The 11,845-nt window shown below is 67.4% G+C and carries 12 protein-coding genes; 7 read left to right on the plus strand and 5 right to left on the minus strand.

Annotated elements, in window-relative coordinates; translation table 11 throughout:
• Positions 1-118: 118 nt before the first annotated feature.
• Positions 119-1,897 carry an EAL domain-containing protein gene (locus tag ABZ827_RS22330; RefSeq protein WP_357239701.1) on the minus strand — a complete coding sequence of 593 codons (1,779 nt, stop codon included), beginning with the start codon at positions 1,895-1,897 and terminating at the stop codon, positions 119-121.
• A gap of 159 nt (positions 1,898-2,056) precedes the next feature.
• On the minus strand, positions 2,057-3,319 hold the full coding sequence (serS, locus tag ABZ827_RS22335) for a serine--tRNA ligase (protein ID WP_357239704.1): 1,263 nt from the start codon (positions 3,317-3,319) through the stop codon (positions 2,057-2,059).
• Positions 3,320-3,465: 146 nt separating this feature from the next.
• Between serS and ABZ827_RS22340 the strand changes: the two genes are divergently transcribed.
• From ABZ827_RS22340 to ABZ827_RS22360, 5 genes are all read left to right on the plus strand, one after another.
• Complete coding sequence (locus ABZ827_RS22340) at positions 3,466-4,755, plus strand: septum formation family protein (RefSeq protein WP_357239707.1); 1,290 nt, start codon at positions 3,466-3,468, stop codon at positions 4,753-4,755.
• Positions 4,756-4,768: 13 nt separating this feature from the next.
• Positions 4,769-5,119, plus strand: a complete 351-nt coding sequence (locus tag ABZ827_RS22345) for a metallopeptidase family protein (protein WP_357239710.1) — start codon at positions 4,769-4,771, stop codon at positions 5,117-5,119.
• A gap of 175 nt (positions 5,120-5,294) precedes the next feature.
• On the plus strand, positions 5,295-5,627 hold the full coding sequence (locus tag ABZ827_RS22350) for a PE family protein (protein ID WP_357239713.1): 333 nt from the start codon (positions 5,295-5,297) through the stop codon (positions 5,625-5,627).
• A 103-nt stretch (positions 5,628-5,730) separates the two neighbouring features.
• Complete coding sequence (locus ABZ827_RS22355; RefSeq protein WP_357239716.1) at positions 5,731-6,882, plus strand: PPE domain-containing protein; 1,152 nt, start codon at positions 5,731-5,733, stop codon at positions 6,880-6,882.
• Positions 6,879-7,709 (plus strand): ESX secretion-associated protein EspG, encoded by an 831-nt coding sequence (locus ABZ827_RS22360; RefSeq protein ID WP_357239719.1) that lies wholly within the window; start codon positions 6,879-6,881, stop codon positions 7,707-7,709. Before ABZ827_RS22355 ends, ABZ827_RS22360 begins: the two co-directional genes overlap by 4 nt.
• 18 nt (positions 7,710-7,727) lie before the next feature.
• Here ABZ827_RS22360 and ABZ827_RS22365 read toward each other — a convergent pair whose 3' ends face one another.
• The 3 genes from ABZ827_RS22365 to ABZ827_RS22375 form a co-directional block, all read right to left on the minus strand.
• Positions 7,728-8,390, minus strand: coding sequence for a histidine phosphatase family protein (locus ABZ827_RS22365; RefSeq protein ID WP_357239722.1), 663 nt, complete (start codon positions 8,388-8,390; stop codon positions 7,728-7,730).
• Positions 8,391-8,454: 64 nt separating this feature from the next.
• On the minus strand, positions 8,455-9,372 hold the full coding sequence (gene pheA, locus ABZ827_RS22370; protein ID WP_357239725.1) for a prephenate dehydratase: 918 nt from the start codon (positions 9,370-9,372) through the stop codon (positions 8,455-8,457).
• 73 nt (positions 9,373-9,445) lie between these two features.
• Positions 9,446-9,886: a hypothetical protein gene (locus ABZ827_RS22375; protein ID WP_357239728.1), complete on the minus strand. Its 441-nt coding sequence runs from the start codon at positions 9,884-9,886 to the stop codon at positions 9,446-9,448.
• Positions 9,887-10,073: 187 nt separating this feature from the next.
• Between ABZ827_RS22375 and ABZ827_RS22380 the strand changes: the two genes are divergently transcribed.
• Entirely contained in the window at positions 10,074-10,838 is a 765-nt protein-coding gene (locus tag ABZ827_RS22380) for a DUF2470 domain-containing protein (protein WP_357239731.1), read from the plus strand.
• Between the two features lie 129 nt (positions 10,839-10,967).
• Positions 10,968-11,747 (plus strand): CPBP family intramembrane glutamic endopeptidase, encoded by a 780-nt coding sequence (locus ABZ827_RS22385; RefSeq protein ID WP_357239734.1) that lies wholly within the window; start codon positions 10,968-10,970, stop codon positions 11,745-11,747.
• Positions 11,748-11,845: the final 98 nt, after the last annotated feature.

Consider the following 11,845-nt stretch of genomic DNA (forward strand, 5'->3'; position numbering starts at 1 on the left):
GCCGACGCCGGTCAAGACCTTTTCTGCCGTCGCCGCCTACGTCGCCGGCCCGCGACTACGGAAACGATTCACCGCGGCAGGCGCGCGCCACGACCGGAGGCCGGCACCCGGTCCTCGCTCAGAGCGGTATCCAACCGTTCTCGGACTCGGTGGTACTGCCCAGCGCGCGTATACCGGCACTGCCGAGTCCCCGGTTCATATCGCTGATCAGATCCGCCACCGGATGCGAATCGCTGTAGTGATAACCCTGGGCCAACGCGAAACCCAGCTCGGTGAGTACGGCCGCCTGATGTTCGGTCTCGACACCCTCCGCGATCACCTGCAGATCCAGCGATTTGCTCAGCGCAGCGATCACCCCGAGCAAGGGCGGAGCCGGGGAGTCGGAACGGATCGCGGCCACGAACGACTGGTCGACCTTGATGATATCGCTGGGCAGGGTGGCCAATCGGCTGAGCGAGGAGTAGCCGGTACCGAAATCGTCGATCGCGATCCGGACACCCCGCTCCCGCAGAGTATGCAGATTCGCGATGGCCGTATCCGATTCGGCGGCGAGTTCGGTTTCGGTCACCTCGAGCACCAACTGCCCGGCGGGCCAGCCGGTGCTCTCCAGAATTCCGGCGACCTTGTCCGCGTAGCCGGATTCGGCCAATTCCAGCCCGCTGACATTCACGTTCAGCGTGAGTTCCAGCGCCGCGAAGGTGTCCTGGAGCTGGGCGGCGTCGGCGCAGGCCCGGCGCAGGACCAGTTCGTCCAGATCGGCGATCAGGTCGTATTCCTCGGCCACCCGGATCAATCCCTCGGTGGTCACATCCGGCTGCGCACTCGACGACCAGCGCAGTAGCGCCTCCACCCCGACCGCTTTCTCACCGCCGTCGCTGAGGCTGACGATCGGCTGATAGTGCACATCCAGGGCGCCGGTGTCGATCGCTTCGCGCAATTCCACCGCCAGCGGAGTCCGGTGACCCGATTCCAGCACCGTGCGGTTACGACCCGCTTGTTTGGCCCGGTAGAGGCCCACATCCGCGCGGCTCACCAGCAGCGACGCCGATTCGCCCGACTGCCAGGAGGTCACCCCGGCCGAGCAGCCGGTACTCACCGCGGCCCGGAGCTGTTCGGTGAGCAGAATGGCAGCCTGTTCGGTGGTTCCGGGCAGCAGCGCGGCGAAGACATCGCCGCCGTAACGAGCCAGACGCTGCCCGGGACCCAGTAATCCGGCCCAGGTATCGGCGACCTTCTGCAGTACCGCGTCACCGGCCCGGTGGCCGAGATGATCGTTGACCTTCTGGAAGCGGTCCAGATCGACCAGGACCAGCGCCAGCGGCTGACCGGAGCGATCGGCCTGTTCGATCGCGGTGTTGAGGGCACGGTCGAAACCGCGCCGGTTGAGCAGACCGGTCAGCGTATCTATATCGGCCTCCGATGCCATCCGGGTGAGGATGGCCACCACGACACCGACGCCGAGGGTGACTCCCGCGGGAATCACTCCCGACCACCACGGCAGGCCGGCGCGGGTGGGCAGCACCCACAGGCACAGGGCCATACACAGCACGATATGCGCGGCGGCCTGCGACCAGGCGAAGAACAACGCGGCGTCACAGGCGACGAACACATAGAACGAGGCCAGGGTGATCGCCGCGACGGTATTCGGGAACGAATGCACGGCGACGGTCACCAGGATCGTCGCCACCACGACATAACCGTGATGCAGCCAGTGCGGCATCCGCGGACCCCAGCCGAGCAGGCTTATCCCCAGCAACAACGCGACCGCCGCGGCCGAGCCGACCAGTACGCGGTTGCCCTCGTCGCCCGGATACAGCACCTGAGTGGGCGCGACTGCGGTCACCAGAAGACCCAGCGCACCACCCATGACGTAGAACGCCCCGGTGGTCCGGGACATGACCATCGCCGTCGCCACACCTGACGCGGCCCGTACCCGCGTTCGGGTATCGCCGCGAGACCCGCTTCCTCGCACGATGAACAGCCTAAACAACTGAATCGCCGCGTGCTGACCCAACCGGGGTAATCGAGTACCCCGATGCGGCCCGCGCCGAACCTCTCAGGCCGGCGGAACCAGCAGATCGGTTCCCACGAACGGCACCAGAGCGGCGGGAACCCGGACGGAACCGTCGGCCTGCTGATGATTCTCCAGCAGCGCGACCAGCCAGCGGGTGGTGGCCAGCGTGCCGTTCAGTGTCGCCGCGGTCTGCGGTTTCCCGTTCTCGTCGCGATAGCGGACGGATAGCCGGCGGCCCTGGAACGTGGTGCAGTTCGAGGTCGATGTGAGCTCGCGATAGGTCGCCTGGCTGGGCACCCAGGCCTCGCAGTCGAACTTCCGGGCCGCGGAGCTGCCCAGATCACCGGCCGCGACGTCGATGATCCGGTACGGCACGTCGAGAGCGGCGAGCATATCGCGCTCCCAGGCCAGCAACCGCTGATGCTCGGCGTCGGCATCCTCCGGACGGCAGTAGACGAACATCTCGACCTTGTCGAACTGGTGCACCCGGATGATGCCGCGGGTGTCCTTGCCGTAGCTACCGGCCTCGCGCCGGAAACACGACGACCATCCCGCATACCGTTTGGGTCCGGCTCCGAGGTCCAGGATCTCGTCCGCGTGATACCCGGCCAGCGGTACCTCGGAGGTCCCGACCAGGTACAGATCGTCCTCTTCCAGGTGGTAGACCTCGGCGGAATGCTGCCCGAGGAATCCGGTGCCGGCCATGATCTCGGGGCGGACCAGCACCGGCGGGATCATCATGGTGAAACCGTTGGCCACCGCGCGCTGCGCGGCCAGTTGCAACAGACCGAGCTGTAGCAACGCGCCGTAGCCGGTGAGGAAATAGAACCGTGAGCCGGAGACCTTGGCTCCGCGTTCCATATCGATCAGGCCCAGCGATTCACCGAGTTCCAGATGGTCGCGCGGGGTGAAATCGAACTCGGGTACTGCCCCGACGGTCTCCAGCAGGACGAAATCGTTCTCACCGCCCGCCGGCGCGCCGTCCTGGACGATATTCGAGATCGCCCGGTGCGCGTCCTGCAGTTCGGCCTCGGCGGCGTGCTGCGCGGTCTCGGCCTCCTTGACCTTCACCGACATCTCCTGCGCCCGCTCCAACAGTGCGGGACGCTCCTCCTTACTCGCCTTGCCCACCTGCTTGCCCATGGCCTTGTGTTCGGCCCGCAGCCGGTCGGCGGTCGCGATCGCGGACCGGCGCGAGCTATCGGCTGTGAGCAGCGCGTCGACGAGTGCCGGGTCCTCGCCCCGGGCTCGCTGCGAGGCGCGGACCAGCTCGGGATCATCGCGCAGGAGTCGGAGGTCGATCATGGCTGACCAGCGTAATGGGCGCGGATTTCCCGGCTCAACCGAGTATCGCTCCGACCGGGCACGGCGGCGGTCTCCGCACTATTGCGCCATACCGATCGGCCAGGTTCGTGGCACGTTCGGGTGTCGCGCTGCCATGATGGACCGCGATGTCCTCCGAAAAAGAGCCCGCAAACCGGCCAGGCCTCCGCGGCGGCCAATCGTTGCGCTCGCGTACCGCCCGCACGGGCCGCGGTCGCAAGACCGATTCCGCGCGTGCGCGGTCCTCCGGTCCGGCATCCGCCGATATCCCCGGCTACGGACCCGAGACGCCCCAGGAGCACGGCCGCACCGCAGTTCGTTCCCCGCGCCGGGGAACCCGGCCGGGCTCGGCCGGTTCTCGGCCGCGAGGTGAAGGTAAATCCAAGCGGATCCCGGCACAGCGGCTGCGCTGGAGCCTGCTCGCTGTCGCCGTCGGCGCGATCGTCGCGGCGCTGCTCACACTCATGATCAGCGGGTTCGACAACGACTCCAACCTGCAGGCCCGCAGCCCGGGCGGCGCGGTGGCCAAGGCGGACAAGGTATTCGCTTCGGTGGCCCCCGGCGATTGCCTGACCTGGACCAGACCTGACCATTCCGATCTGGTGGAACTCGATTGCTCCGATGAGCACCTGTTCGAGGTCACCGGCACCATCGATCTGAGCCAGTACCCCGGGGCGGAGTTCGGGCCCAACGCTGTCTGGCCGGATTCACTGCGGCTCACCGAACTCCGCGAGGAGCACTGTGTGCCCGCCGCCCAGAAATATCTGAACGGCAAATTCGATCCGCGCGGCAAATACGCGGTCGGGCTCATGTATCCGAGTAACGACGGCTGGACCAATTCCGGCGATCGTATGCTGCGCTGCGGGCTACAGGTCCCCGGCCTCAGCGGTAACCCGCTGCCCAATACGGGCCGCGTTGCCGAGGGTGATCAGTCCAAGGTCTACGAGCCGGGGGTCTGCCTCGGGATCAGCCAGAGCCTGCCGACGGATCCGGTCGACTGCACCCAGGAACACGCGGTCGAGATCGCCTCCACGGTGGACCTGTCCGCCCGGTTCCCCGGCGGCGGACCGCCGGCCAAAGGCGACCAGGACCAGTTCCTGGAGGAGGAATGCGGCCGGACCACCAACGACTATCTCGGTGGCCCGCATGTGCTGCGGGACAAGACACTGACGGTGTTCTTCGACTACATCGATGCGCGCAGCTGGCTGGCCGGTAGCCGGAAACTGAACTGCATGATCGGAAAGGGCGCCGACCAGGAGGGTTTCGCACCGCTGGTGGGCCCGGCCCGCGGCAAGCTCCTGGTCAACGGCCAGGAACCGGTGCCACCACCGAATTCCGGCCGGTCCACCCCGGAACCGCTGCCGGGTGCGGCGCCACTGCCCCCGCAGCCGGCACCGCGGGCCGCGCCGCCGCGGTAGCCGGAGCGCCGCGATGCCGGTCATGATGTCCGAGGCTCGTTTCGAAGAGCTGGTCGGTGATGCGCTGGACCTGATCCCGTCGGAGCTGTCCCGCGCCATCGACAATGTTGTCGTGCTGATCGAACCGCATAATCCGGACGATCCACATCTGCTGGGCCTGTACCACGGGATAGCGCTGACCGAACGCGACAGTCATTACGGCGGTTCACTTCCCGATACCGTCACCATCTACCGAGACGCCCTGCTGGCGGTGTGCGACGACGAGGACCAGGTGGTGGACGAGGTCCGGATCACCGTGATCCACGAAATCGCACACTATTTCGGGATTGACGAAGACCGGCTTCATCAGTTGGGATGGGGTTAAGCTAAGCCTGGTCCACGCAACGTGCCGGCAGGGGATTGCACGGGCACGGTGCCGGACCATACGGAAGAAGTTCTGGATTCGATGGAACCGCTCGCGGGGGTATCGCGTCCAATGTACTCGTAGGGGGAATTCTCGTGGTTCCGCCCAAGAGCCGCCACAAGAAGGAGTCGAGGACATGATAGGCAATGTCGGCGTAACACCTGAGCTCATCCTTGCCGCCGCGGTCGAACTGGACCTGCTCGCCGACCGTCTGGCCGGGGTCGCCGCGGCCACCGTACCCGCCACCTATGTCGTGCCGTCCGGCGCCGACGAAGCCTCGATACACGGCGCGATGCATATGAACAAAGGCGCAGGCACACATCAGACCTCACTCGCGCAGGCGGTGCTGGAACTCCATCACACCGCCGCGATCCTGCGTACCCAGCTCGCCCAGTACCTCGTCCAGGACGCGGCGCAGGCCGGCGTACTGACGCTCACCGGCGCGCCGTTCGGCTCGATCGTCGCCTAGGACACGCATCGACCGGAAGCGCGCCGCCCGACGGCGCATACCGCGAGCGCGCGTGGCGCGACCGCCGAAGCATTATCGATAGCTCACAAGGGGAGAGACAAGCATGACCGCAGGTATCACCGGGGTGTTCTGGCTGCCCAGACTCGCCGAGGGAAATTCGTTCGCACTGAACGCCGGATCACACGCCATTCCGATGTCCGCGGCGGCCACCGCATGGGGCGCCATGAGCGCAGCCTGGGGGGATGCCACCGCGACGGTGGTCCGGGTGATGGGCGAGCTCGGGGTCGGTATGCAGAGCGTGAACGGTCTCGGAGCGCTGGCCCGGCTCGTCGGTTTCACCGGGTGGGCACAGCAGCAGGGCGCGATGGCCGCGACGCTGGGCACCAAGGCCGCTTCCCAGGCCACCGCCTACACCGTCGCGTCGATCGCCATGCCGAGCCTGCCGGAGATCGCGGCCGTGAACGCGGCCCGCGCGGCGGCCCATACCACCGGCGGCGTGCTGAACGGCAGCTCCGAGGTCGCGGAAGCGGCCAAGGCGGCCATGGACCTGCGCGCCGCGCTCACCATGGAAACCTACGAAGCCGCCATCACGGCCCTGGTACTCACCCCAGGTGAATTCCTCAACCCGCCACCGATCGCCAACGGGGCCGGGCGCGCCGATCCGGGGCCCGCCGAGGATGCCATGCGGGAAGCCAACGGCGACCCGGTGAAGATGCTCGCCGCGGCCGGCAGCGCGCTGGCGCAGAACCCGGGCGTGGCCGGCGCCGTGACACAGGCCGCGAACGTCGCCGGTTCGGTGGCGACCACGGGCGTCACCACCGTCGGCAACCTGGGCGCCAACGCACTCGCCGCGGCAACCAGCTCGTCCGCTCCATCGATGGGATCCATGGCTCCCGGCATGGTCACCGGCGGGCTGGCCGCGGCCACCACCGCGGCCACCACCCGGACCGGCGGTATGCCGGGCGGCTCGGCGCTCGGGCTGAACAACGGTGGACTCAAGGTCCCCGAGGGCTGGGGCGCACCGGCCGCCGGCGGGGCGCCCGCCACCGAATCCGTCACGTTGACGCGTGGCGAGGCTCCGGCGGTACGCCCGGCCGGTACCTCCGGAAGCCCGCTGATGGGTAACACCCGCGCCGAGGGTGAGGATGATCAGGACCACGATGCCGCCGACTACCTCCGCGGCGATCACTTCGCCGATGGCCGCTACATCGCGGACGGCGTTATCGGCGCCGAACCCCCACGGTCGGACAAGTGACGGTGCTGGGTGCGGGGCGCGGGCCGTCGATGCTCGCCGCGGTGACACTAGCGCTCGACGAAATGCAGTATCTCCTGGAGAAACTGGAGATCGACGAAGTCCCCGTCGTGCTCGACGCGCGGGGCCGGTACGACAATCAGGTCGACCACGACAAAGCGATGGACGCCGCGGAGCGGTTGCTCATCGACCGTGAACTGCTGGACGGCGAGCACATCCATCCGGACCTCGTCGCCCGGCTGAACGGTCTGTACCGGCCGCACTGGGTAGTGGCGCTACGGCTCATCGTCGACGGCCGGGTGAACCGTATGTGCCTGTCGAAGGGCGACGATCTGGTGACCGTCGCCCTCCGGGGCCCGGAATCCTTCGTGATCGACGAAGCGACCGAGGATCTGCCGGGCCCGGTCATCGCGGCCCTCGGCGCGGCCCGGCCACTCGAGCTGACGGGTATGAACGCACCGACCGAACACCTTGTGCCGATCTTCGACGATATCGGGGATCCGGCGGCCACCGCTGCCCGCTTGGCGAAGGTCGGTAACCCCGCCCGGGATGCGCAGGCCATCGCTTCGGCCATGGCGCACTGTGAATCTCACGCGGAGATCGTCGGTGTGGTCTACGGGGACGCCAGTCGCGATGTCGCCGATAACCATATCGCCGTGTACAACACCGGAGCGGGTCGTTTCATCGCCACCGCCAGCATCGCGGACGACGGCACGAAATGGACCTCGTTCAGTAGCGGCACGGACTCCCGGCTGCGGATCGCGCTGCAGGATCTGATCAATTCGCTTCCGGAACGCTCGGAATTCCCGAGGAACCCGGCCCTGGCCTGATCCGGTGAACGCCGGCGGTCAGCCCATCGGATCGTCGGCGCCGGATTCGGCCTGTTCACCGAACGGTGGTGTGAACCGGCCCCAGCGCGCGCATTCCCAGCCACCACCGGGGAGCGGGATCAATTCGATCGTCTCGGTGTTGTCCAGGTGATTGTTGGTGGTGAACGGCGGGGCCACCCCGGCCAGTTCACGGCCGACCAGACGCATGGCGGCGCCGTGGGTTACCAGCAGCACGTCTCCGTCGGCGGCGCTGTCCAGGTATTCGGTGCGCAGATCGGCGATCGCGGGCAGGAACCGGTCCAGAACATCGCGCCCCGATTCGCCGCCCGGAACCCGCTCGGTCAGTCGACCCTCGTGCCAGAGCCGGTAGACCGCCTGGAACCGATCGTGCGCCTCCGTGCTGCCCAGACCGTCCAGATCACCCAGTTGTACCTCGTGCACCCCGTCGCGTGCGGTTGCGCGCACTCCGGTGGCGGCCTCGATATAGCCGGCTGTCTGGCGGGCCCGCAACGCGTGGGAATGGAACAGTGCCCGTGGCGGAGTGGCCAGGCCGGCACCGAACGCTTTCGCCTGGGCGGCACCACGTTCCGTCAGCGGGAGCCCGGGCAGTTTGGTGTCGAGGATCTTGGCGACATTGCCTTCGGTTTCACCGTGCCGGACCAGAATGAGTCTTGCAGTCACGGTGTCTCCTTCGAAACCGGTGGATACGGACCGCGGAGGCCGAAGCCGAGGCGGAGGTATCGCATCATAGGTCGGCCACCCCCTTGCGTAGCTGAGTCAACCAGATCGCGGCATCCTCGTCCGACGGCGGCGGAGTACCGGTCGAGGAGGTGGCGGGCCAGGACCCGAGGAAACGGATATGCGCCGTACGGTGCAGTGCCTTCAATGCCTCGGCCACCGCGGCATCATCGATATGGCCGACGCAGTCGAGATAGAAACGATAGGTGCCCATACCGGTTCGGGTCGGCCGGGATTCGATACGGGTCAGATCGATTCCGCGGGTCGAGAATTCGGCGAAGGCACGCATAAGCGAACCCGGCATATTCGGCAGTTCCTCGATAACGACCGAGGTACGGTCGGCCCCGGTGGGCGCGGGCGCCACGCGCGGAGCGGTGACCAGCACGAACCGGGTAACAGCCTGGTCGTGGTCGGCGACCCCGGAGGCCAGTACCGACAAGCCGAACCGCTCCCCCGCCAGGGCGGTGGACACCGCGGCGTCCGCGAGCCCGTCACGGACGTCCTGTGCGGCCGCGGCATTGGAGTTCGAGGTGTGGATCGAAATATCGGGCCAGGTATCGGCCACCCAGTTCCGGACCTGTGCGAGCGCGACCGGATAGGCGGCGAGTGAACGGACAGCGGCGGTAGCGGTACCGGGCCGCGCCAGGATGGTGAAGGTCACTTCCAGTTCGGTTTCGGCGATTATCTGCAACCGCCGCCCGATGGCCAGGGAATCCAGGGTGGCGGAGATCGAGCCTTCGACGGAACTCTCGATCGGTACCACCGCCGCGGAGACCTCGCCGGCCCGCACCAGGTCCAGGGCGGCGGCCTGGCTGGGGGCGGCGATCCGCTCGACCGGTCCGTCGAAAGACCCCGAGCTCTCGAATTCGGCGAGGGCCATCTCGGTGAATGTTCCGGACGGACCGAAATAGGCGATACGCGGCACGTCCACGAGCCTACTGGTGCGGGGTGTGACCTCGCCGCCGGTATCGATCAGCCAACCCGCTGCCCGCGGGAATTCATCCTGTTCGGCCGGCCGACCCGCCGCGGTGCAGTTCGGCCCGCAATGCATCCTCCAGTTCCGCCGGTGCATCGCTCTCGATACCGAGCAGCACCTCCCGGACGGCGTCGACGGCGCCACTGGAAAGGCCGGCCAGGAAAGAGACGTCCGGGCTGATCAGAGCCCTGCGGATATCGTCGCCACACAGCGCCGCGGCGGTGGCGGCGAGTATGGAGACGGCACGCGAAATATCACCGGCGCGGGCCGCGAATCCATCCGGACTGTGGGCGGCTTCGGCCAGGAAGTCGGCGATGTGCTCGTCGGACAGAGTGAGCTCCACCATGCGCTCGCCGGCGAATCGCCCGGTCGGGACCACCAGCCCGTCCACCAGCCCACGTTCGACCACACGCTTCGGGACGGTCAGTTCGACCAGTACCGGCTCAGACTCATCCGCGACCACACATCGATCGTAAGCAGGGCGGATATCGCGGGCACCGGACGCCCGGCTCTTCGACCCAGAACAAATACCGCGCGACGTGGACCTGCGACGCGAGGTGATCCTCTTGCGCTGCACCCGAGTTTAACTTAGCTTAGGTTAACCTAATAACTGCTTCGTGAAGTCGGGTACGCCCGCACTGGAGGTACCGATGGCCACGACCGCCCCCGCTCCCGCCCCGTCCACCGCCGAACGCGTCCGCAGCGCCTGCGCTCACGCCGAACAGGCCGTACTCGCCCTACCCGGCGCCGACCCGACCCCGGTTTCGGTGCACTACCTGCGCCAATGCGGCGATGTCGTCATCGCGGTGCCGAACGGGAGTGCCGCGGTACGCGCCGCCCAGGAGCAGATCGCGGGAGCGCCCGCCGTCCTCGAACTCACCGACCACGCCCCGCTACCGCTGCGTGAACCGGTCCGCGCCCTGGTGTGGCTGCGTGGCTGGGTCCGGGCGGTACCGTCGCGCGCCCAGCGAACCCTGGTCACCGCGGTCGCCGAGGATCACCCACATCCCGGCCTGCTCGATATCGGCCACACCACGACACTGCTGCGACTGATACTGAACTCGGCGGTGGTGGCGGATTCCGCCGGTGCGGAATCGGTCTGCGTCGACGAGCTGCGGCTCGCCGCCCCCGACCCCTTCTGCACGATGGAATCGGCCTGGCTACAGCACCTGGACGCCGATCACGCCGATGTGGTGGCACAACTGGCCCGGCACCTGCCGGCCCAACTGCGGCACGGACGCATCCACCCGCTGGCCATCGACCGCTACGGCCTCACCCTGCGCATCGAGGGAATCGACGGCGACCACGATTTCCGGCTACCGTTCGCCACCCCCGCCGAAGACGTCGAAGCGCTGGGCCGCGCGGTCCGCACGCTGGCAGGCTGCCCATTCCTGAACGGACTGCGCTCCATCTGAGATTCCGCACGCTGATCACGGTCATCGACAGACACGTCTATATCTTCGCCGAGCGAGTCCACCGGTGTCTTCGCCGACCACACCACACCTAGCGCCGCATACGAACCAGCGCACCAATAAGTTCACCGTATGAGCGAAAGCGATTGGTCGGTCGTCGACCGGATGCGGGAGCAGCGGGCGATCCGGCTCGAGATCCTGGTCGTCTTGGCGGTCACCTTCGGTCTGAGCGGGATCAATTCCGCTCTGTCGCTGCTCGAGAGTGCGCTGGCGCCGGGAGGCGTGGGCGAGCAGACCGTCGCGTTGAATTCCTCACGCACCAGCCAATCGCTGCTCGACCTGCTGTTCCAGTTGTTCGGTGTGGTCCGGCTGGCCGCATGGGCCGGGCTGGCCATGTATCTGCTGTGGCGCAGCGGGCTCGCCCCGCGGGCGATCGGGCTGGCACGGATACGGTTCCGGCCCGATGTACTGCACGGGTTGATCCTGGCCGCCGTTATCGGGTTACCGGGTCTCGGCCTCTATCTCATCGCCCAGAGCCTGGGAATCAATGTGACCCTCGTGCCCGACGCGCTGGCGGAGCACTGGTGGCGACTACCCGCGTTGGTGCTTTCCGCCTGCGCCAACTCGGGGGCCGAGGAAATCGTCGTGGTGGCGTATCTGCTCACCCGGCTGCGGGCGCTCGGCTGGTCGGATAATTCGGCGCTGGCCGCTTCGGCGCTGCTGCGCGGCAGCTATCACCTCTATCAGGGTCTCGGCGGTGGGCTCGGCAATGTGGTGATGGGCATTGTTTTCGGGAGGTACTGGCAGCGGACGGGACGTCTGTGGCCGCTGGTGCTCGCGCATGCGGTGATCGACACCGTGGCGTATATCGGATATGGAGTGCTCCGCGGGCGGGTGTCGTGGCTGCCGTGACCCCGGTGTGCAACCCCGCTATACCTGATCGACGCCGCCACCTGCGACGCAGCGGCACGAATAGCGGTGCTAACGGATACGGCGACGAACGATAAGTA

This window comes from Nocardia sp. NPDC019395 (assembly GCF_040632335.1).
Classification (GTDB): domain Bacteria; phylum Actinomycetota; class Actinomycetes; order Mycobacteriales; family Mycobacteriaceae; genus Nocardia.

Bases quoted from the DNA above. Each gene is read 5' to 3' on its own strand.
- serS (WP_357239704.1), bottom strand. From the start codon at position 3,319: ATGATCGACCTCCGACTCCTGCGCGATGATCCCGAGCTGGTCCGCGCC.
- ABZ827_RS22385 (WP_357239734.1), top strand. From the start codon at position 10,968: ATGAGCGAAAGCGATTGGTCGGTCGTCGACCGGATGCGGGAGCAGCGG.
- ABZ827_RS22340 (WP_357239707.1), top strand. From the start codon at position 3,466: ATGTCCTCCGAAAAAGAGCCCGCAAACCGGCCAGGCCTCCGCGGCGGC.
- ABZ827_RS22355 (WP_357239716.1), top strand. From the start codon at position 5,731: ATGACCGCAGGTATCACCGGGGTGTTCTGGCTGCCCAGACTCGCCGAG.
- ABZ827_RS22330 (WP_357239701.1), bottom strand. From the start codon at position 1,897: ATGTCCCGGACCACCGGGGCGTTCTACGTCATGGGTGGTGCGCTGGGT.
- ABZ827_RS22380 (WP_357239731.1), top strand. From the start codon at position 10,074: ATGGCCACGACCGCCCCCGCTCCCGCCCCGTCCACCGCCGAACGCGTC.
- ABZ827_RS22345 (WP_357239710.1), top strand. From the start codon at position 4,769: ATGCCGGTCATGATGTCCGAGGCTCGTTTCGAAGAGCTGGTCGGTGAT.
- ABZ827_RS22350 (WP_357239713.1), top strand. From the start codon at position 5,295: ATGATAGGCAATGTCGGCGTAACACCTGAGCTCATCCTTGCCGCCGCG.